Source organism: Streptomyces sp. SGAir0957 (assembly GCF_043523415.1).
The window spans coordinates 8,174,862-8,194,294 of record NZ_CP027293.1 but is presented as its reverse complement, the minus strand read 5'-3'; the positions used below and the strand labels follow the sequence as shown (position 1 = coordinate 8,194,294).

The window sequence follows — 19,433 nt, the reverse complement described above, 5'->3', positions numbered from 1 at the left end:
ATGTGCCTGGGCATTCCCGGACGGATCACCGAGGTGCGCGACGACGCGGGGCTGCGGATGGGCACCGTCGACTTCGGCGGTGTGTGCCGCGAGGTGTGCCTCGCCTACACCCCCGACGCCACGTCGGGCACGTACGTCATCGTCCATGTCGGGTTCGCGATCACCGAGGTCGACGAGGCGGAGGCGCACCGCACGCTCGACGTGCTGCGCGCCATGTCCGACGCCGTCGAGGGCGAGCTGGGCGAGGCCCTGCCCGGCACCCGCGCGGCGCCGGACGCCGGATGAGAGCTGTGCAGGCTGAGAGCTGTACAGGCTGTGAGAGTCGAGGGAGGTCGACCGGAATGGATCGCACAGAGCCCCGCGTACTCGTCGCGTACGGCACGAAGTACGGTGCCACCGGCGAGATCGCGCACCACATCGGGGACACCCTGCGCAAGGCGGGGTGCATCGTCGACGTCACGGCGGCGGGTGAGGCGGGCCCCGATCTGTCCGCCTACGATGCCCTGGTCATCGGCGGCGCGCTCTACGCCGGCCGCTGGCACCGTGACGCCCGTCGCCTGGCCCGCCGCGCCCGTACCCGGATCGGCGCCCGCCCGGTGTGGCTGTTCAGCAGCGGCCCGCTCGACGACTCGGCGGCGCGCCGCACCATCGCCCCCGTGCCGGGCGTACGCCGCCTCGTCGCGCGGCTCGACGCACGCGATCACATCACGTTCGGCGGCCGCCTCGACGAGCACGCGCGCGGCCGGATGGCCCGGATGATCGTCAAGTCGGGGAAGGGCGGCGACTTCCGGGACTTTGACCAGATCACCGCGTGGGCGCAGACCATCGCCCGGCAGTTGCCGGCCGGGACGGGCACCGCACGACCGGGGTGAACCACCGCCCGAGGTCCCCGGGCGTGGGGCCGGTCGGCCCCTGCCGCGTCCGCCGTCGCCGCACGACGCTGGACGTGACGGGAACACCTGCGTGAGGAGGGCACCATGCCGGCCACCGACACCACCGCGGTCCTCGACCGTGCCGGGATCGACGCCCTTGTGGCGGCCCTGATCGCCGACGGCCGCACCGTCGTGGGCCCGACGGTCCGCGACGGCGCGATCGTCCTCGCACCGCTGGACGGTGCCGACGCCCTGCCCTGGGGCTGGGGCAGCGAACTTGAGGCGGGCCGCTACCGGCTCGTGCGCCGCGCGGACGGCGCCGCCTTCGCCCACACCTCGGGCCCGCAGTCGTGGAAGACCTTCCTCCACCCCGAGCGCGAGAAGCTGTGGGAGGCCGAGCGGAGCCCCGAGGGCGAGCTGACCGTACGCCCGGCCGAGGCGGAGCAGCCGTCGTACGCCTTCTTCGGCGTACGCCCCTGTGACCTGCGGGCCATCGCCGTCCAGGACCGGGTCCTCACCGGCGGGCACTACGCGGACGACGGGTACGCCCGGCGCAGGAGCGGGGCGTTCCTCGTGGCCGCCGAGTGCACCGAACCCGGCGCCACCTGCTTCTGCGTGTCGATGGGCGGCGGCCCCGCCGCAGACGCGGGGTTCGATCTGGCCCTGACCGAGATCACCGACGGCGACCGGCACACCTTCCTCGTACGCGTCGGCAGCGCGGCGGGGGCCCGCGTCCTCGAACGGGTCCCGTCCCGGCCGGCCGACGAGCCCACGCGAAAGAGCGCGCGGGGAGCCGTCGACGCCGCCCGTGACCGGATGGGCCGCGCCATGCCGCCCGTGGACCTGCGGGCCCTGCTCGGCGCGAGCATGGCCGCGGACCGCTGGGACGACGTCGCTTCCCGCTGTCTGACCTGCGGCAACTGCACCATGGTCTGCCCCACCTGCTTCTGCACCACCACCGAGGAGGTCACCGATCTCACCGGCGGGCACGCCGAGCGGTGGCAGCGCTGGGACTCCTGCTTCGACCTCGACTTCTCCCAGCTGCACGGCGGGCCGGTCCGCGCCTCGTCCCGCAGCCGCTACCGGCAGTGGCTGACCCACAAACTCTCCACCTGGTACGACCAGTTCGGCTCCACCGGCTGCGTCGGCTGCGGCCGCTGCATCACCTGGTGCCCCGTCGGCATCGACCTCACCGAAGAGGTCTCGGCACTCGCACAGGAGGCCCGGTCATGATCGCCACATCCACCCCTCGCATGGCACAGGCCCTGCCCGACACCCACCGCGTCCAGCTGATGGCACTGGCCCGGGAGGTCTCCTTCCCCGCCGGGGTGCGGCTCTTCGAGGAGGGCGGGCACGCCGACCGCTTCTGGATCATCCGCACCGGCAGCGTCCTGCTCGACCTGCACGTACCGGGCCGCCGCGCCGCCGTCATCGAAAGCATCGGCTTCGGCGAACTCGTCGGCTGGTCCTGGCTGTTCACCCCGTACGTGTGGCAGCTGGGCGCCGAGACGATGAGCCCCGTGCGCGCCTACGAGTTCGACGCGGAACAGGTACGCGACCTCTGCGCCCGCGACCAGGAGTTCGGCCGTGAGATCGCCGTGTGGGTGGGCACCGTCCTCGCCCACCGTCTGCTCGCGGCCCGCATCCGGCTGCTCGACCTGTACGCCCCGCACGGAAGCGGGGTCCGATGACGCCGTCGGTCCCCGTCCCCTACCGGGTCGTCGACCGCCGGGAGGAGACCCGCGACACGGTCACGCTGTCCCTCGCCCCCGTCCGGTCGCCCCTCGCGCCGTTCGCAGCCGGGCAGTTCGCCATGGTGTACGCCTTCGGAGTGGGCGAGATCCCGCTGTCGGTCAGCGCCATCGAGCCCGACGGCCGGCTCTCCCACACCGTGCGCGCCGTCGGAGCGGTCTCCCGGGCCCTGTGCGGCGCCCGCGTCCGTGACGTGGTCGGTCTGCGCGGTCCCTTCGGCACGGGCTGGGAGCCGGAGGCGGCGCGCGGGCAGGACCTCGTCGTGGTGGCCGGCGGCATCGGCCTCGCGCCGCTGGCCCCGCTGATCCGGCACGCCGTCGGCACCCCGCGGGCGTTCGGCCGCGTCAACGTCCTCATCGGGGCCCGGTCACCGGACGACCTCGTCTTCCCGTCCGAGATCAGCGGCTGGGCCACCACCTGCACCGGCGTGACCGTCGACCACCCCACCCCGTCCTGGCGCGGCGAGATCGGCCTGGTGACCCGGCTCCTGGACAACGCCTCCTTCGACCCGGCCCGCACGACCGCCTGCGTCTGCGGCCCCGAACCGATGATCCGCGCCACCGCGCGCGATCTGGCCCACCGGGGTGTGCCGCCCCACCGCGTCCGGGTCTCGCTGGAACGCAACATGCGCTGCGCCACCGCCCACTGCGGCCACTGCCAGCTCGGCCCCGTGCTGCTGTGCAGGGACGGCCCGGTGATCGGCTTCGACCGTGCCGAACCCCTCATGTCCGTCCGGGAGTTGTGACGCCATGACGACCGCCGACGCCCCCACCCTCGCCGTGTACAAGCTGGCCTCCTGCGACGGCTGCCAGCTCACCCTCCTCGACTGCGAGGACGAACTGCTCGCCCTCGCCGGACGCGTGCGCATCGCCCACTTCCTGGAGGCGTCGAGCAAGGTCGAGTCCGGGCCGTACGATCTCGCGCTGGTCGAGGGCTCGGTCACGACCCCGGCCGACGCGCTGCGCATCCGCGACATCCGGGCCGCCGCCCGGCATCTGGTCACGATCGGCGCCTGCGCGACAGCGGGCGGCATCCAGGCGCTGCGCGACGCGGCCGACGTCGAGGAGTTCCGCCGCATCGTCTACGCCCGCCCCGAGTACATCGACACCCTCGCCACCTCCACCCCCGTCTCCGCGCACGTGGACGTCGACTTCGAGCTGCGCGGCTGCCCCGTCGACCGCCGACAGCTCCTCGAAGTGATCACCGCCTTCCTTGCGGGCCGCAAGCCCGACATCCCGGACCACAGCGTCTGCTTCGAGTGCAAGCGGCGCGGCACCGTCTGCGTCACCGTCGCCCACGGCACGCCCTGTCTTGGCCCCGTCACCCACGCGGGGTGCGGCGCCCTGTGCCCCGCGTACGGACGCGGCTGCTACGGCTGCTTCGGCCCCTCGGGGTCGGTCAACCTGCCCGCGCTCATCCCCGTACTGCGCCGCGACGGACTCGACGACCGGGACCGGGACCGTCTGCTGCACACCTTCAACACCGCCGCCTTCGCCCAGGTCGAGGAGGAGAGCGGGCCGTGACCCATCGCGGACGGCGCGTCGTGCACGTCGGCTCCCTGGCCCGCGTGGAGGGCGAGGGCGCGCTGCACCTGACGGTCGAGGGCACCACCGTCACCGGCAGCAGGCTCCAGATCTACGAACCCCCGCGCTTCTTCGAGGCGTTCCTGCGCGGCCGCGCCCACACCGAGCCGCCCGACATCACCGCGCGGATCTGCGGGATCTGCCCGGTGGCGTACCAGATGAGCGCGTGCGCCGCGATCGAGGACGCGTGCGGCGTCGACGTACCGCACGGCATACGACAGCTGCGCCGGCTGCTGTACTGCGGTGAGTGGATCGAGAGCCAGACGCTCCACATCCACCTGCTGCACGCCCCCGACTTCCTGGGCTGCGACGGGGCGGTGGAGCTCGCCCGCACCCATCGGACCGAGGTGGAGCGCGGGCTGCGCCTGAAACAGACCGGCAACGCCGTGATGGAGCTTATCGGCGGGCGCGCCGTCCACCCCGTCAACGTACGCGTCGGAGGTTTCTACCGGACGCCGACGAAGGCGGAACTCCGGCCGCTCGCGGACCGGTTGCGGTCGGCCCTCGACGACGCCCTGGCGACCGTGCGCTGGGTCGCCTCCTTCCCCTTCCCCGACGCCGACTGCGACCACGACCTCCTGGCCCTGTCCGAGCCGGACCACTACGCCGTCGCCTCGGGGACGCCGGCCGTCCTGCGGCGAGGAGACGCGACACCACGCCGGTTCGCGCTGTCCACGTTCACCGACGAGGTGGTCGAGGAGCAGGTCCCGTACTCCACCGCGCTGCACGCCACCCTGCGCGGCCGCCGCCACCTCACCGGCTCCCTCGCCCGGTACGCGATCAGCGGGCACCTGCTCTCCCCGGTGGCGCGCGAGGCGGCGCGGGAGGCCGGGCTCGAACGGCCGTGCCGCAACCCGTTCCGTTCCATCGTGGTCCGCGCCGTGGAGGTCGTGCACGCCGTCGACGAGGCGCTGCGCGTCATCGACGGCTACGAACCGCCCCGCACCCCCGCCGTGCCCGTGCCCCCGCGCGCCGGGACCGGGCACGGCGCGACCGAGGCACCGCGCGGACTGCTCTACCACCGCTACACCCTGGACGCCGACGGCACGGTCACCGACGCCCGGCTCGTCCCGCCGACCGCGCAGAACCAGGGCGCCATCGAGGAGGACCTGCGCCGCCTCGCCGAGGCGGCGCTGCGTCGGGAGCACGTCGACGACGACGCCCTGACGCGGCTGTGCGAACGCGCCATCCGCAACCACGACCCCTGCATCTCCTGCTCCACCCACTTCCTCGACCTCACCGTCGAGCGCGCCCCTCACCCGTCAGGGAGGCAGCCGTGAGGACCGGCCCGCACATCGTCAGTGACGTGATGACGCACACCGTCGTCGCCGTGGGCCGCGAGGCCCCGTTCAAGGAGGTCGTCGCCCTCATGAAGCAGTGGCGGATCAGCGCCCTGCCCGTCGTGGAGGGCGAGAGCCGGGTCGTCGGCGTCGTCTCCGAGGCCGACCTGCTGCCCAAGGAGGAGTTCCGCGACGCCGACCCCGACCGGCGCGAACAGGCGCGGCGCCGCGCCGACCTGGCCAAGGCGGGGGCCGTCACGGCGGGCGAGCTGATGACGAGCCCCGCCGTCTGCGTCCGCCCCGACGCCACCCTCGCCGAGGCCGCCCGCACCATGGCCCACCGGCAGATCAAACGCCTGCCCGTCGTCAACGCCGAGAACATGCTGGAGGGGGTCGTCTCGCGTTCGGACCTCCTCAAGGTGTTCCTGCGCGCCGACGAGGACATCGCCGAGGAGGTCAGCCGCACCGTGGTCGCCTACCTCTTCCCCGGCCAGCACGTGACCGTCACCGTACGCGAGGGCGTCGTCACCTTCGGAGGCACCCTGCGCAACCGCAACCTCGTCCCCGTCGCCGCGCGCCTCGCCCGCGCCGTCGAGGGCGTCGTCGACATCCGCATGGACTTCCCCTCCCCCGACGGCCCATGAAGTACCTCGACGAGTACCGCGACCCGGACCTGGCCCGCCGCCTCCTCCACGAACTGACCGCGACGGCCACCCGCCCCTGGCGGATCATGGAGGTGTGCGGCGGCCAGACCCACACCCTGGTCCGGCAGGGCATCGACGAACTGCTCCCGGCCGGCATCCGCATGATCCACGGCCCCGGCTGCCCGGTCTGCGTCACCCCGCTCGAGACCCTCGACCGGGCCATGGCGATCGCCGCCCGCCCCGACGTGGTCCTGACCTCCTTCGGGGACATGCTCCGCGTCCCCGGCACCTCGACCGACCTGCTCTCCCTGCGCGCCCGGGGAGCGGAGGTACGGGTCGTCTACACCCCCATGGACGCGGTGCGCCTCGCCGCACAACTCCCGGACCGGCAGGTGGTGTTCCTCGCCGTCGGCTTCGAGACGACGGCCCCCGCCAACGCCATGGCCGTCCTTCACGCGGCCCGGCTCGGCCTGGCCAACTTCTCCGTCCTGGTCAGCCACGTCCTCGTGCCGCCCGCGATGACCGCGCTCCTGGAGGACCCGCACTGCGAGGTGCAGGCGTTCCTCGCCGCGGGTCATGTCTGCGCGGTGATGGGCTGGCACGCCTACGAACCCCTCGCGCGGCGGTACCGCGTCCCCGTCGTGGTCACGGGCTTCGAACCGCTCGACCTCCTCGAAGGCGTCCTGATGGCCGTACGCCAACTGGAGCACGGCACCCACACCGTCGAGAACCAGTACGTCCGCGCCGTACGGCGCGAGGGCAACCCCGCCGCCCAGGACGCCATCGCGCGTGTCTTCCGCACCACCGACCGGGCCTGGCGCGGCATCGGCACCCTGCCCGCGAGCGGTCTCGAACTCGCGCCCGCCTACGCCGCGTTCGACGCCGCCCGCAGGTTCGAGGTCACCGGCCTCAGGCCGGCCGAGGACCCGGCCTGCATCGCCGGAGCGGTCCTGACCGGCGCGGCGCTGCCCACCGACTGCACCGCCTACGGCACCCGCTGCACCCCCCGCACCCCGCTGGGCGCACCGATGGTCTCCGCGGAGGGCACCTGCGCCGCCTTCCATTCGGCGGGCCGCAGGCGCGCCGTGGGCCGGACCGGGAGTGCGTCCGGGAGCACACCATGACGTCCGCCTGCCCCACCCCGCGCCACGACCGCGAAGCCCTCCTGCTCGGGCACGGAGCGGGTGGCCGCCTCACCGGTGAACTCCTCCACGACCTCGTTCTGCCCGCCCTGGGCACCGCGCCGGACGCGGTCCTGGAGGACGCCGCCCTCCTGCCGGGCGAGAGCGAACTGGTCGTCTCGACGGACTCGTTCGTCGTCGACCCCCTCGTCTTTCCCGGCGGCGACATCGGGGCGCTCGCCGTGCACGGCACGGTCAACGATCTCGCCATGCGGGGCGCGCTGCCCGTCGCCCTCACGCTCGCGGTCATCGCCGAGGAGGGCCTGCCCATGGCCGACCTGCGCACCGTCCTGACCTCGGCGGGCAAGGCCGCCAGGGAGGCCGGGGTGCGAGTGGTCACGGGCGACACGAAGGTCGTCGGCCGGGGCGCCGCCGACCGCCTCTTCCTCACCACGACCGGCATCGGCCGCCGCGTCCCCGGCCTCACCCCCTCCGCCGCACACGCCCGCCCCGGGGACGTGCTCCTGCTGTCCGGTTCCCTCGGACGCCACGGCACCGCCGTCCTCTCCACGCGGGAAGGGCTCGGGTTCGAGGCCACGATCACCTCCGACTCCCGTCCGCTGCACCGCCTGGTCCGCGCCCTCGCCCCCTGCGGCGCGGACCTGCACACGCTCCGCGACCCCACCCGGGGCGGCCTGGCCGCGGCCCTCAACGAGATCGCGCGGGACGCACAGGTCGGCATGGAGATCGAGGAGGCGGCCCTGCCGGTCCCCGGCCCGGTGTCGGCCGCCTGCGACCTGCTCGGCCTCGATCCGCTCGAAGTCGCCAACGAAGGATGCTTCGTCGCGTTCCTCCACCCGCGGGCGGCCGACGCCGCCTTGCGGGCCTTGCGGGCGCTGCCGGAAGGAGCCGAGGCCGTCCGCATCGGCGAGGTCGCGCCAGGCCGTCCTGGGCGCGTTCACCTGCGGACCGTGGTCGGTGGGCGCCGCGTCATCGACATGCCGCTCGGCGAGCAGTTGCCACGTATCTGCTGAGAGCGGGACGTGTGCGGAGCTGGGAGCGACAAGTGTGCGGAGCTGGGACCGACACGTGTGCGGACCCGCCGATGTCAGCGCCGCGGTCCATACTCGTGCCGCGGTGCCACCCGGCTGCCGCACGACGAGGGGAGCGACATGGCCGAGGTGCTGGTTTTCCACCACGGGCACGGACTGACCGCGGGCGTCCGCGCGTTCGCCGGGGAGCTGCGACGGGCCGGACACACCGTGCACGTCCCGGACCTGTACGAGGGCCGGGTGTTCGACACCCTTGAGGAAGGCATGGCCCACGCCGAGAGCGTCGGGTTCGCGACCCTCGTCGAGCGCGGAACCGCCGCCGCCGGGAAACTGCCCGCGGACCTCGTGCACGTGGGGTTCTCCCTGGGTGTCCTGCCCGCGCAGAAACTGGCCCAGACCCGTCCCGGCGCGAAGGGCGCTGTGCTGATCGAGGCGTGTGTCCCCGTCTCCGAGTTCGGCGGTGTCTGGCCGGAGGACGTGCCGGTGCAGATCCACGGCATGGACGCGGACCCGTTCTTCTCCGGCGAGGGGGACGTGGACGCGGCCCGCGCCCTGGTCGACAAGGCGCCGGACGCCGAGCTGTTCCTCTACCCCGGCGACCGGCACCTGTTCACCGACAGCAGCCTTCCCTCGTACGACGAGCGGGCCGCGACGCGGGCCGTCCAGCGGGTGCTCGCCTTCCTCGACCGCGTCAGGTAGGCCGGGCGCCGCCCACCCAGAAACTTGGCTAGCCACAAGAAAACACTTGGCTAGCCACGCAATGGCTGCTACGTTTTATGTGTCCGGCCACATATTCGGGTCGGGCGCCCGGCTCACAAGGAGACAGCAGCCATGAAGGCCATCGTTTTCGACACGTTCGGCGGCACCGAGGTCCTGCACGAGGCGGACCTGGAGATCCCGCAGCCCGGGCCCGGCCAGGTCCGGGTCAGGGTCCACGCGGTAGGCGTCAACCCGGTGGACGGCAAGATCCGCTCCGGCGCCATGGAAGCGATCTTCCCCACCACGCTGCCCGCGATCCCCGGCGGCGAGATCGCCGGTGTCGTCGACGCCGTCGGGGCCGGCGTCGACCACCTCAAGGCCGGTGACGCCGTCCTCGGCTGGTCCGACACCGGCTCCTACGCCCAGTACGCCCTGGCCGACGCGACCGTCCTCGCGCTCAAGCCCGCCGGCCTCGACTGGACGCACGCCGCCGCCCTGCCCGTGGCGAGCGACGGCGCCGACCGCGCCCTGGACATCCTCGACGTCAAGGCCGGCGAGACCCTGCTCGTCCACGGCGCCTCCGGCGCCCTCGGCACCGTCGCCGTGCAGCTCGCCGTCGCCCGCGGCGCCCGCGTCATCGGCACCGCGGGACCGGCCAACCAGGAGTACGTCACCTCCCTCGGCGCCACCGCGCTCGTCTACGGCGACCACCTCGTCGAGCGGGTCCGTGACCTCGCCCCCGACGGTGTCGACGCCGTCCTCGACGCCGCGGGCAAGGGCGCCCTGGAGGACTCCATCACCCTGCGCGGCACCACCGACCGGATCGTCACCACCGCCGACTTCCGCGCCCGCGAACTGGGCGTCGTCTTCTCCGAGGGACCCCAGCGCCGCTCGGCCGCCCGCCTCGCCGAACTGGCCCAGCAGGCCGCCGACGGCACCCTCGTCATCACCGTCGGCGCGACCCACCCGCTCTCCGACGCGGCCAGGGCCCAGCAGGCCAGCGACGCCGGACACAGCCGCGGAAAGCTCGTCCTCACCGTCGACTGACCCCTTCACGCCCCACACCCCCACACCCCCGCACCGCACACCGCACACCGCCTTCTGCAGAGGAGAACCCATGCCCGAGAACGTCGACCCCGCCCTGGACGCCCTGTGGGAGCCCGCCCGCGCCGGAAGCCTCCGGCTGCCGCACCGGCTGGCCATGGCACCGATGACCCGCAGCCGCTCCACCCCCGAAGGTGTGCCGACCGAACTGAACGCCGAGTACTACGCGCAGCGTGCCTCGACCGCGCTGATCATCACCGAGGGCACCCAGCCCTCCGCCGACGGACAGGGATACCTGCTCACCCCCGGCATCCACTCCCCCGAGCAGGTCGCCGGCTGGCGCAAGGTCACGGACGCCGTACACGCCGCGGGGGGCCGGATCGTCGTCCAGTTGATGCACACCGGGCGGATCGCCCACCCGACAACACCCCGCACGGCCGGCAGCCGGTGGCGCCCTCCGCGATCCGGCCCGCGGGCCTCATGTTCACCGCGGCCGGGATGCGGGAGATGCCCGAGCCCCGCGCCCTGACCACCGATGAAGTCGCCGCCACCGTCGACGACTTCCGCCGCGCCGCCGCCCACGCCGTCGAGGCGGGCGCGGACGGCGTGGAGATCCACGGCGCCAACGGCTACCTCGTCCACCAGTTCCTGTCCGGCAACGCCAACGAACGCACCGACCGCTACGGCGGCTCCGTCGCCCACCGCATCCGGTTCGCCGTCGACGTGGCCACCGCGATCGCCGACGAGATCGGCGCCGACCGCACCGGCATCCGCCTGTCCCCCGGCAACCCGTACAACGACATCCGCGAGGACGACACCCACGAGGTGTACCCGGCCCTCGTCCGCGCCCTCGCCCCGCTGGACCTCGCCTACCTGCACCTGATGCACGTCGGCGACGAGGAACTGCTGCGCACCCTGCGGTCGCTGTGGCCGGGGACGCTGCTCCTCAACCGGGCCGGTGCCGAACTCGGCGCGCGGGCCCGGGACGTGTCGGACGGCCTCGCCGACGTCGTCACCGTCGGCGCGCCGGCCCTCGCCAACCCGGACCTCGTCGAGCGGCTACGCTCAGGGGCGCCGCTGAACACCCCCGACCAGGCCACCTTCTACGGCGGCGGCGCGAGCGGCTACACCGACTACCCCGCCCTGAGCAGCGCAGAAGGAACACGATGACAGACCCGGCGTCCAGGCTCCCCGGCACGGCGCGCGACGGCCGCCTCAGCTACGCGATCTTCCAGCTGGCCCGCGCCCACCGTGCCCACGCCTCCGCCATGCTCCGCGAGATGAACCTGCACCCGGGGCAGGAGCTGCTCCTCATGCAGCTCTTCGACCGCGACGGCCAGACCCAGTCCGAGCTCCTGGACAGCGTGGGCCTGGACCACTCCACGGTCTCGAAGTCGCTGCGCCGTATGCAGGAGGCCGGGTTGCTGGTGCGCGAGCCGGCCGCGTACGACCGGCGGGTGATGATCGTCCATCTCACCGACAAGGGCCGCGCCATGCGGGAGCCGATCGAGGCCATGTGGCGCAGCCTGGAGGAGATCTCGGTCCGGGACCTGACGCCCGAGCAGGTCGAGGCGTTCACCGAGGCGGCGTTCGCCATCGAGCGGTCGGTCAGGGACCGCGGCCGCGCGGCCCTGCCGCACCCGTAGGCCCGGCAGGGCGCCCGCCTCCCTCAGGAGCGCAGGGTGAGGAGCACGGCCGCCGTCCCGAGCGGCTCCACCTCGACCGGGACCGCCCGGTCCTCGTCCAGGTCGAGGTCGCTCGGGGTCAGCCCCAGGTAGGTGGTGCGGGCGGCGTGCGCCACGGGAAACGGGGTGCGCAGGCGACAGGTGACCGGGGTGTCCGCAAGGGACTGCAACCGCACCAGGAGTGTGCCGTCGCCGGGGACGGTGACCCCGACCAGGCGCACCCGGGGATCGTCCAGGTCCAGGAAGTGGGTCCGCGCCGGACTGTCGGTCCCGGCACCGCCCCGGGCCCGTACCGGCACCAGCGGATGGCTGGTGACCGCGGCGATCCGTGCGGCGAATCCGTCGGCGTCGGTGTTCTCCTCGGCCGTGGTCGCGTCTGTGGCCGTGGCCGTGGCCGTGTCTGTGGCTGTTGCTGTCGCTGTAGCCATGGCTGTGGCTGTGGCTGTGGCTGTGTCTTGGGTGAAGCCGACGCTGTACCGGAAGACATGGTCGAACCCCTGCTGGGAGGGGAAGTTGGTGTCCCAGATGTTGTTGTGCACCCAGGAGAAGACGGTGCCGGGCTCCTCCTGCGGCAGCGACTGCGGGTAGGGGACGTACGGGATCGCGATGCCGCCGAGCTGGACGAGCGGTGCGTCGGCCGTCGCCAGGGCCGCGTGGTGGGTGCCGTCGCTCAGGCTGATCCAGCGCCGGATCGCCCGCATGTGGGCGGCCGAACCCGGCACGGTCTCGCGGTCGGTGCCGAGCACACCGCCCGTGGCCTCCGTGTGCACGACGGGGCGGTCGAGGGCGAAAGGGAACGCGAAGAAGGCGCTCTCCTTGGTCAGGGTCGCGTTCTTGTCGATGCGGTTCTCGATGTCGACGCGGGCCGCGTCGTGCGGGAGGTGCACGCGCACGCGCAGGCGCCGGGTGCCCGCCGGGGCGCATTCGTAGACGAGGGTCTGGCCGGTGGCGTCGGCGGTGCGGTCCACGAGCGCGGCGGGCGGGGCGGTGCTGCGGGAGGCGAGCAGGTGCATCGAGTCGTCCGCGACGGTCTTGCTGGACTGGTGGTTGAACCCGCCCGCGGTGGCGTACTCGTCGTACACGTACCCGTTGAAGCCGACGACGGCGTCCTGGCGCACCATCTCGCGGCCGGTCCGTTTGTCGACGATGGAGGCGATGCACGCCTCGCGCAGGTCGACGGTCACGCGCAGGTGGTCGTTCTCCAGGACGCCCGCCTCGGTGGGCGCGTCGTGCTGTACGGGGGACGCGGCGCCGCTGACGACGATGTCCAGGCGGACGGCCCCGCAGGCGGGCACGTCCGCGACGGGCACGTGCAGGAAGCGGCCGGCCGCGCGGTGGCGCTCGTTGCTCTGCGCCTCCTCGGCGCAGGGCAGCGGGCTGCCGGCGCGTGCGTCGAGGACCTGGACCGGCGCGTCGAGGGCGACGGTGCTCTCCGGCAGGAAGAGGCGGGCGGTCTCGGTCCGTGGCCAGCTGCACGTGTTGACGACGTAGAAGGAGGCCGACGCGTCGTCCGCCGCGGCGAAGGCTTCGCCGAGGAGGGCGGAGGCGGCGTCCAGGAGCGTCTCGGCGTCGTCGTGGGCGCGCAGGGCCTGGGAGTACTTCCAGTGCCACTGCGTCTCGCCCGAGCCGTGGCCGTGGTCGCCGTGGGTCCAGGGGTCGCCGGCGCCCCAGGTGTGTTCGTTGAAGAGGGAGGCGGAGCGGTAGATGCCCGGTGCTTCGCCGGTCACTTCCGCGCCGCCGCGCACGCCCATGAGGGAGGCGTAACCGGCCACGGTCTGTGCCTCGGCGAGGGCCGCCTGGCCGCGTCGCATGGCGGCGAGCGGGACGGCGCCCGCGCCCACGCCGTCGACCCACCAGTCCGTCCAGTCGCCCCGGTAGGTCTCCAGGCGGTCGCCGACGCGCTTCTCGGCGTCCTCGAAGAAGTCCTGGTTGCGGGAGGCGCGCAGCCGTGGGTACGCCCACTGTTCGTTCCAGCGGCGCACCGTGTCGGAGATGACGCGGCGCGGCGGGCCGTTGTCCGCGAACTTGCCGAGCACGCGCAGGTGCAGCACGTCCCACGGGTACGGGTCCGCCGTGTCGGGCAGGTCGAGCGCGGAGAAGCCGGGGATGCCGCGGCCCTGGTGGGGATAGGGGAAGCGGGCCAGGGCGCTGAGGTAGGCGGGCAGCAGGTCGTCGACGTGGTCGTAGGACTCGTCGAAGCCGAGGATGGAGCCCTCCATGTAGGCGAGGCCGTGCGGGGTGTCCGTGCGCCAGACCAGGACGCTGTTGCCGCTCGGCGTCTGCCAGCGGAAGAGGCGCGGGAGGTGTTCGCCGCCGACGAGGTGGGGGACGGCGCGGCCCGCCCAGTTGTGGGCGACGGACAGGTAGCGGATGCCGTTGTCCGCGAGGACGTCGGGCAGGCCGACCACCTGGCCGGGCACGTCCGTCTGCATGGCCGTGGTGATGTCGATGCCGTGCCGGTCGCACAACTCGGTGACCGGGCGCAGGAGTTCGTGGAGTTCGTCGGTGGAGCAGGTCTCGGTGTGGAGGTTGAAGGGCATGGCGGTGAGTTCGACGCGGCCCTCGCGCACCCGGTCGAGGAAGTCCTCCACCTGGCGGCGGGGCCGGTTGGCCCGCCAGTCCTGGAACGAGTGGAAGCCCTCGACGGCCCAGCGGAACCGGGCCGGGTCGGGCCAGTCGTCGGTGTCCCGGCAGAGTTCGAGGAGCGAGTCGAGGTAGGCGCGGCTCTCGGCCATCACCCGGCCCTGCGGATCGGTGTAGCCGATGTCCAGGTGGGAGTGCTGGACGAGGTGCAGGGTCCAGTGGCGCTGCGGGGTCACCTGGAAGGCGATCCGCGTGCCTTCTTCGAGGTCGGGGAGTTCGACCAGCAAGGAGGTGGGCGCTGTCACCTCCGGGACCAGGAGGCGGAGGTCGTCGCCAGGGCCCGGCGCGATCTCGCAGGGGACGGGGGTGCCACCGGTGGTGGTGACATGGGCCCGGGTGACGCGCGGCAGCGGGGCCGTGCTGCCGGGGCGGAGCACCGCGAGCCGAACGGACTGCAGCAGCCCTCCCCTTCCGTCGTGGCGCAGCAGTGGCTCCCCCGAGAGCCGCACCTGGAGGCCGGCGAGGCCGGTGGTGGTGGCGACGCGCTCCTTCAAGAGGTCGCGCGCGATGTCGGAGTCCCACCAGGATTGCCTGGTCAGCGGCGGCTTGGGCATGGTGCGTGAGGGTCCTTTGCGTCGGGGCGGGAGCGGTGGGGCGGATGCGGTGGGGCGGGTGCGGTGGGGCAGGTCGCTGCGTCAGGAGGTGGCGCGGGGGTCGGCTGCTTCGGGGCGGGCCGCTTCGGGACCGGTCGCTTCAGGACCGGTCGCTTCGGCGAGGGTGGCGAAGATCTGGACCATCGCCGACTGGTTGAGGGTCGCGGCCGGCGCCGCCGGGTCGTAGTCGCCGCCGTTGGACGGCTGGAAGCGGAACAGGCCGGTGGTGGCGTCGCGGTTGGACTTGTACGTGCTGTCCGCGTACGCGCTCATCGCCTTCAGGTAGGCGGGGTCGGGGCGTACGGAGTCCAGGTCGAGCAGGTCCTTGAAGTAGAAGGCGTTGAACACGGCCGGCTGGTCATGGAGGCGGCTGCCCTCGGTCCAGTGGGCGAGGGAGCCGCGGGCGTCCTCCACGGCCTTCTTCAGGTACCGGGTGTCTCCGGTGCCGCGGTAGAGGGCGGTGGCGGTGCCGATCATCGCGCCCGAGTTGTAGGTCCACAGGGTCTCGTTGACACTGCCGTCGTCGCCGCGGTCGTTGACGTACAGGCCGGGCGCCTTGCGCATGCAGGAGTACACCCAGCCGTACCACTGCCGCGCCTTGTCGAGATACGTGTGGTCGTGGGTGTGTGCGTAGAGCCGGGCGGCGAGCTGGGCGGACAGGGCGGTGACGTTGGTGGCGCGGATGGTGTTGGCGGGCGAGTCGTACCAGTCCATGCCGCCCGCGCAGCTCTTGCCGGTGTCGCCGTCCCAGGCGCGGGAGACGACGGGTATGACCTGCTCGGCCCGGTCCAGGAAACGTGTGTCGCCGGTGGCCTCGTACTGGTCGAGCTGGGTCAGGGCCACGACGGCGTTGTCGTCGTAGTACACGTCGCCGCCGGTGCCGAGCGGGGCCGGGAGGTACGACGCGTAGCCCGGCCGCTCGCCGGAGGTGTGGTAGAGCTCGGCGGTGTCGAAGCGGTCGGCCGCGTCCTGCCGGTAGGCGGCGCCGGTACGCGGCAGTTGCTGCATGTCGACGGCTGCCTGCGCGGCCTCGCGGAACGGCCATAGGAAGGAGTGGGCGGGGTCGCCGTCCTGGCGGGGTGTGTGCTCCAGGTAGAGGCCGTGCTGGTCGTCACCCTCGTACAGGTGTGTCTGCAGGGCTCGATAGGTGTCGGTGGCGCGGGCGGCCCAGGTGTCGGAGGGGACGGGGCGGGCCCGGTCGGGGCTCTGGGCGTGGGCGGGGGCAGCGGTCCAGAGCAGCCCCGCGCAGAGGACGGGGGCGGCGGCACGGGTGAGCAGCGAGCGCAGCATGAGGGGTGCCCTTCGCGAGGGTGGAGGAGTGGGAGACGGCGTGCGGGCTCAGCGATGGATCTTCAGGCTGCTGACGAAGAAGCGCTGGGCGCAGAAGAACAGCACCACGGTGGGGAGTGAGACCAGGAGGGCGCCGGCGAGGACGATGGGCGGTCCGACGTTGGAGTAGTTGCCCTGGAGGTCGGCGAGGGCGGCCATGACGGGCCGGATGTTGCGGCTCGTGACCATGGTGATGCCGAACATGAGGTCGTTCCAGACGGCCACGAACTGGAACACGAACACGGCGATCATGGCGGACCGGGTCAGCGGGACGTGGATCTGCCAGAACACCCGCCACCAGGACGCGCCGTCCATGCGTGCGGCCTCGACGACCTCCCGGGGCAGGGTCAGCGCGTAGTTGCGCAGGACGAAGAACGCGAACGGGACCGCGATCGCCGTGTAGATCAGCACCAGGCCGAGCTGGGTGTCGTAGAGCGAGGTGTGCGCGTAGGACAGGAACAGGGGCCGGATGAAGACCTGGAGGGGCAGCAGGGTGCCGGAGTAGATCACCCAGAACCACCACGCCTGGCGTTTGACCGGCATGATGACCGTGGCGAAGGCGGCGAATCCGGCGAGTACCGCGGCGGCCAGGGCGCTGACCACGGAGTACAGGAGGCTGTTGCCGAAGGCCGGGCCCAGGTTGGCCTTCTCCCAGGCCTGCGCCATGTTGTCGAAGAGCCCGAAGTCCTGGGGCAGCCAGTGCGGACTGCCGGAGTAACTCGCGGCGGGCACCAGGGCGTTGACGACCAGGAGCCAGGTGGGGATGAGCCACAGCAGGGCGAGGACCACGAGAGTGGTGTTGCGCAGAACGCGGCCGAGTGACATCGTCATCCGCCTTTCACGTCGAGCTGGCGGCGCAGGTAGAGCCAGGAGGCGGCCAGGACGATCACGGTGAGGACGACCGCGATCGCCGCTCCCGCGCCGGGCCGCAGTTCGAGGAAGGTCTCGTTGTACATGGACACGGCGAGCGTCTCGGTGGCCCGTCCGGGACCGCCCTGGGTGAGCACCCAGATCAGGTCGAACGACTTGAGGCCGTTGACCAGGCTCATGCCGATCACGATGATCGACACCGGCCGGAGCTGCGGCAGGACGATGTGGCGGAACTGCTGCCAGCCGCCCGCGCCGTCCAGCGCACCGGCCTCCAGCGTCTCGGGCGGGATGGACTGCAGTCCGACGAGGAAGAGGATGACGGCGACGCCGGTGGCCTGCCAGGCGTTGGCAAGGATCATCACGAGGGTGTTGCCGGGCCAGGTGACCAGCCAGCCCTGGGCGAGCGAGTCGAGCCCGACACCGTTGAGGACCTGGTTGACGGCGCCGTCGGTGGTGAGCATGAAGTTCCACACCACGGCCACGGCGGACCCCGAGAGCGCGTACGGCAGGACGACGCAGAGCCGGGCCAGCCGGGAGAGGCGGCTCGCGTTGGTCATGCAGGCGATGGCGAGCCCGAGCACGAACGGGAGCGCGACCGTCCCCACCACCCACATCAGGGTGTTCTGGATGGAGCGGGACAGGGCTGGGTCGGAGGCGAACAGTGTGTAGTTGTCGAACCAGCTGAACGGCGCGGTCCGGGTGTCGCTGAAGAAGCTGCGGTAGAGGGTCCACACGAACGGGGCCAGCAGGAACAGCGTGACCAGGAGGACGGCCGGGGCCATGAACCCGCCGGCCGCGAGGCGTTCTCGCGCGCCCGCCCAGGTGTGCGCCCGGGGAGGGCGGCCGGTCGTGCGCCGGGGTGCGGCAGGTCCGCCGGGCGGGCTCGGCGGGCGGTGCTCGGTCAGAGAAGTGCTCATGCTTCGTCTCGCTTCCAGGCCGCCCATTCGCTCTGCGCGCGCTCTTCCATCCGGCGCAGTGTGGTGGCGGGAGAGGTCTGCCCGGCCATGAAGCCGCCGAGGTCGTTGGTGTTGCCCTGAATGAGGCTCGGCGGGCTGGCCTCCCAGTAACGGACGAGGGCCGTACGGCGGTTGCGGGCGATGTCCCGCTGGAGCCCGGCCACCACCGGGTTGCCGGCGCGCACGGTCGGGTTGGCGGAGCTGTCCTCCAGGAAGTCGCTCCACACCCGCTGCACGGACGGGTCGAGCCAGGCCCCCACGTTCGCCATCGCGGCGTCGTGCGACGAGGCGCGGCTGGGCACCGCGAAGACACCCGACTCGGCGATGACACTCTTCGGGGTCGAGGCACGCACCGTCGGGAGGATGAAGGCGCCGTACCCGGTGCCAGGCTTCAGCCCCGCCGCCGACATGCCGGACGCCTGCCAGGTGCCGTGCAGGAACATGCCGACCGTGCCCTCCTTCAGCGCGCCGGGGCCGCGCGCCTGGTCGAAGTCGGGCGGTGTCATCCAGCCCTTGCGCATGAAGTCCTGCCAGAGGTCCATCGCCCGGCGGGCCGGCTCGTCGGTGTAGGACGCCTCACCGGCCACAAGGCGCCGGTAGAAGTCCGGGTCGACCTTGCTGACCAGCTCCTGGAACCACTCGATCGCGGGCCAGCCGCCCGCCTGGCTGGCGAGGAACGGCGTGACCTTGTTGCGTTTCAGAACCTCGGCGCAGTGCAGCAGCCCGTCCCAGTCGGTGGGGGCGGAGAGGCCGAGCCTGGCGAACACCGGCTTGCTGTAGAAGAGCACGTAGTACGACTCGTACAGCGGGATGCCGTACGCGGCGCCCCGGTAGGAGACGGCGTCGCGCGCGGTGCGGCGCACCCACCCCTTGGCCGCGTACCGCTCGAAGACACGCGACAGGTCGGTGAGCCCTCCGGCCCGGGCCAGCCGCTTGAGCTGGTACCCGGAGGCCCACTTGACGAGGTCGGAGGATTTCGAGGTCTGCAGGGTCATCTGCACGACCTGCTGGTACGAGGTGACCGACGGGTTCGACAGCGGCCTGAGCGCGTAGCCGGTGATCTTCTCCAGCTCACGGCCCGCCGAGCGGTAGCCCTCGTCCCAGGTGGCGTTGTCGTTGGAAATGCTCGTGGTTCCCGGCTGCGCGGACGTGCTCGCACCCCGGGCGCAGCCTCCCGCGGCCAGAACGGCCGCGCCGGCGGCCGCCCCTGCGAGGAAGCGGCGCCGTGCGAGCGGTACGGCCGCACTGCTGGTCCTGCCCGATGCTGACATGGATCACCTTCACGGAAGCGGGCCACCTGTATGGCCGGA

At 72.6% G+C, this 19,433-nt stretch carries 18 protein-coding genes and 1 pseudogene; 14 read left to right on the top strand and 5 right to left on the bottom strand.

Annotation, left to right across the window (positions count from 1 at the left end):
• The 14 genes and pseudogenes from C1N81_RS42585 to C1N81_RS42520 all read left to right on the top strand — a co-directional run bounded on the left by C1N81_RS42585 (position 1) and on the right by C1N81_RS42520 (position 11,693).
• Entirely contained in the window at positions 1–285 is a 285-nt protein-coding gene (locus tag C1N81_RS42585; protein WP_394437014.1) for a HypC/HybG/HupF family hydrogenase formation chaperone, read from the top strand.
• Between the two features lie 56 nt (positions 286–341).
• The gene (locus C1N81_RS42580) at positions 342–872 is read left to right on the top strand and encodes a flavodoxin domain-containing protein (RefSeq protein ID WP_394437012.1); all 531 of its coding nucleotides are present in this window, start codon (positions 342–344) and stop codon (positions 870–872) included.
• Positions 873–977: 105 nt separating this feature from the next.
• Complete coding sequence (locus C1N81_RS42575) at positions 978–2,105, top strand: 4Fe-4S dicluster domain-containing protein (RefSeq protein ID WP_394437010.1); 1,128 nt, start codon at positions 978–980, stop codon at positions 2,103–2,105.
• The gene (locus C1N81_RS42570) at positions 2,102–2,563 is read left to right on the top strand and encodes a Crp/Fnr family transcriptional regulator (RefSeq protein WP_394437008.1); all 462 of its coding nucleotides are present in this window, start codon (positions 2,102–2,104) and stop codon (positions 2,561–2,563) included. Before C1N81_RS42575 ends, C1N81_RS42570 begins: the two co-directional genes overlap by 4 nt.
• The gene (locus C1N81_RS42565; protein ID WP_394437006.1) at positions 2,560–3,369 is read left to right on the top strand and encodes an FAD/NAD(P)-binding protein; all 810 of its coding nucleotides are present in this window, start codon (positions 2,560–2,562) and stop codon (positions 3,367–3,369) included. The genes C1N81_RS42570 and C1N81_RS42565 overlap by 4 nt, the downstream gene beginning before the upstream one ends.
• Before the next feature lie 4 nt (positions 3,370–3,373).
• A complete protein-coding gene (locus tag C1N81_RS42560) occupies positions 3,374–4,147 on the top strand; it encodes an NADH-quinone oxidoreductase subunit B family protein (RefSeq protein WP_394437004.1) in 774 nt (257 codons plus the stop codon).
• On the top strand, positions 4,144–5,487 hold the full coding sequence (locus C1N81_RS42555) for a Ni/Fe hydrogenase subunit alpha (RefSeq protein ID WP_394437002.1): 1,344 nt from the start codon (positions 4,144–4,146) through the stop codon (positions 5,485–5,487). The genes C1N81_RS42560 and C1N81_RS42555 overlap by 4 nt, the downstream gene beginning before the upstream one ends.
• Positions 5,484–6,131: a CBS domain-containing protein gene (locus C1N81_RS42550; protein ID WP_394437000.1), complete on the top strand. Its 648-nt coding sequence runs from the start codon at positions 5,484–5,486 to the stop codon at positions 6,129–6,131. The genes C1N81_RS42555 and C1N81_RS42550 overlap by 4 nt, the downstream gene beginning before the upstream one ends.
• Positions 6,128–7,255, top strand: a complete 1,128-nt coding sequence (gene hypD / locus C1N81_RS42545; protein ID WP_394436998.1) for a hydrogenase formation protein HypD — start codon at positions 6,128–6,130, stop codon at positions 7,253–7,255. The genes C1N81_RS42550 and hypD overlap by 4 nt, the downstream gene beginning before the upstream one ends.
• Positions 7,252–8,286 (top strand): hydrogenase expression/formation protein HypE, encoded by a 1,035-nt coding sequence (hypE, locus tag C1N81_RS42540; protein ID WP_394436996.1) that lies wholly within the window; start codon positions 7,252–7,254, stop codon positions 8,284–8,286. The genes hypD and hypE overlap by 4 nt, the downstream gene beginning before the upstream one ends.
• 138 nt (positions 8,287–8,424) lie before the next feature.
• Positions 8,425–9,003: a dienelactone hydrolase family protein gene (locus C1N81_RS42535; RefSeq protein WP_394436994.1), complete on the top strand. Its 579-nt coding sequence runs from the start codon at positions 8,425–8,427 to the stop codon at positions 9,001–9,003.
• Between the two features lie 132 nt (positions 9,004–9,135).
• Positions 9,136–10,050 (top strand): NADP-dependent oxidoreductase, encoded by a 915-nt coding sequence (locus tag C1N81_RS42530; protein ID WP_394436992.1) that lies wholly within the window; start codon positions 9,136–9,138, stop codon positions 10,048–10,050.
• A 70-nt stretch (positions 10,051–10,120) separates the two neighbouring features.
• A pseudogene (locus C1N81_RS42525) lies at positions 10,121–11,217 on the top strand (alkene reductase).
• The gene (locus C1N81_RS42520) at positions 11,214–11,693 is read left to right on the top strand and encodes a MarR family winged helix-turn-helix transcriptional regulator (protein WP_394436991.1); all 480 of its coding nucleotides are present in this window, start codon (positions 11,214–11,216) and stop codon (positions 11,691–11,693) included. Before C1N81_RS42525 ends, C1N81_RS42520 begins: the two are co-directional and overlap by 4 nt.
• Positions 11,694–11,716: 23 nt before the next feature.
• Here C1N81_RS42520 and C1N81_RS42515 read toward each other — a convergent pair whose 3' ends face one another.
• The 5 genes from C1N81_RS42515 to C1N81_RS42495 form a co-directional block, all read right to left on the bottom strand.
• On the bottom strand, positions 11,717–14,929 hold the full coding sequence (locus C1N81_RS42515; RefSeq protein WP_394436989.1) for a glycoside hydrolase family 38 N-terminal domain-containing protein: 3,213 nt from the start codon (positions 14,927–14,929) through the stop codon (positions 11,717–11,719).
• 81 nt (positions 14,930–15,010) lie between these two features.
• Positions 15,011–16,258 carry a glycoside hydrolase family 76 protein gene (locus tag C1N81_RS42510; protein WP_394436987.1) on the bottom strand — a complete coding sequence of 416 codons (1,248 nt, stop codon included), beginning with the start codon at positions 16,256–16,258 and terminating at the stop codon, positions 15,011–15,013.
• A gap of 48 nt (positions 16,259–16,306) precedes the next feature.
• Positions 16,307–17,128, bottom strand: a complete 822-nt coding sequence (locus tag C1N81_RS42505; RefSeq protein WP_394436985.1) for a carbohydrate ABC transporter permease — start codon at positions 17,126–17,128, stop codon at positions 16,307–16,309.
• The gene (locus C1N81_RS42500; protein ID WP_394436983.1) at positions 17,125–18,084 is read right to left on the bottom strand and encodes a carbohydrate ABC transporter permease; all 960 of its coding nucleotides are present in this window, start codon (positions 18,082–18,084) and stop codon (positions 17,125–17,127) included. Before C1N81_RS42500 ends, C1N81_RS42505 begins: the two co-directional genes overlap by 4 nt.
• Positions 18,081–19,394: an ABC transporter substrate-binding protein gene (locus tag C1N81_RS42495; RefSeq protein ID WP_394436981.1), complete on the bottom strand. Its 1,314-nt coding sequence runs from the start codon at positions 19,392–19,394 to the stop codon at positions 18,081–18,083. Before C1N81_RS42495 ends, C1N81_RS42500 begins: the two co-directional genes overlap by 4 nt.
• Positions 19,395–19,433: the final 39 nt, after the last annotated feature.

Excerpts from the sequence above, each read along its gene's own strand:
- C1N81_RS42530 (WP_394436992.1), top strand. The coding sequence starts at position 9,136 with ATGAAGGCCATCGTTTTCGACACGTTCGGCGGCACCGAGGTCCTGCAC.
- C1N81_RS42575 (WP_394437010.1), top strand. The coding sequence starts at position 978 with ATGCCGGCCACCGACACCACCGCGGTCCTCGACCGTGCCGGGATCGAC.
- C1N81_RS42500 (WP_394436983.1), bottom strand. The coding sequence starts at position 18,084 with ATGAGCACTTCTCTGACCGAGCACCGCCCGCCGAGCCCGCCCGGCGGA.
- C1N81_RS42535 (WP_394436994.1), top strand. The coding sequence starts at position 8,425 with ATGGCCGAGGTGCTGGTTTTCCACCACGGGCACGGACTGACCGCGGGC.
- hypD (WP_394436998.1), top strand. The coding sequence starts at position 6,128 with ATGAAGTACCTCGACGAGTACCGCGACCCGGACCTGGCCCGCCGCCTC.
- C1N81_RS42495 (WP_394436981.1), bottom strand. The coding sequence starts at position 19,394 with ATGTCAGCATCGGGCAGGACCAGCAGTGCGGCCGTACCGCTCGCACGG.
- C1N81_RS42515 (WP_394436989.1), bottom strand. The coding sequence starts at position 14,929 with ATGCCCAAGCCGCCGCTGACCAGGCAATCCTGGTGGGACTCCGACATC.
- C1N81_RS42585 (WP_394437014.1), top strand. The coding sequence starts at position 1 with ATGTGCCTGGGCATTCCCGGACGGATCACCGAGGTGCGCGACGACGCG.
- C1N81_RS42520 (WP_394436991.1), top strand. The coding sequence starts at position 11,214 with ATGACAGACCCGGCGTCCAGGCTCCCCGGCACGGCGCGCGACGGCCGC.
- C1N81_RS42505 (WP_394436985.1), bottom strand. The coding sequence starts at position 17,128 with ATGACGATGTCACTCGGCCGCGTTCTGCGCAACACCACTCTCGTGGTC.
- hypE (WP_394436996.1), top strand. The coding sequence starts at position 7,252 with ATGACGTCCGCCTGCCCCACCCCGCGCCACGACCGCGAAGCCCTCCTG.
- C1N81_RS42560 (WP_394437004.1), top strand. The coding sequence starts at position 3,374 with ATGACGACCGCCGACGCCCCCACCCTCGCCGTGTACAAGCTGGCCTCC.
- C1N81_RS42580 (WP_394437012.1), top strand. The coding sequence starts at position 342 with ATGGATCGCACAGAGCCCCGCGTACTCGTCGCGTACGGCACGAAGTAC.
- C1N81_RS42565 (WP_394437006.1), top strand. The coding sequence starts at position 2,560 with ATGACGCCGTCGGTCCCCGTCCCCTACCGGGTCGTCGACCGCCGGGAG.
- C1N81_RS42570 (WP_394437008.1), top strand. The coding sequence starts at position 2,102 with ATGATCGCCACATCCACCCCTCGCATGGCACAGGCCCTGCCCGACACC.
- C1N81_RS42510 (WP_394436987.1), bottom strand. The coding sequence starts at position 16,258 with ATGCTGCGCTCGCTGCTCACCCGTGCCGCCGCCCCCGTCCTCTGCGCG.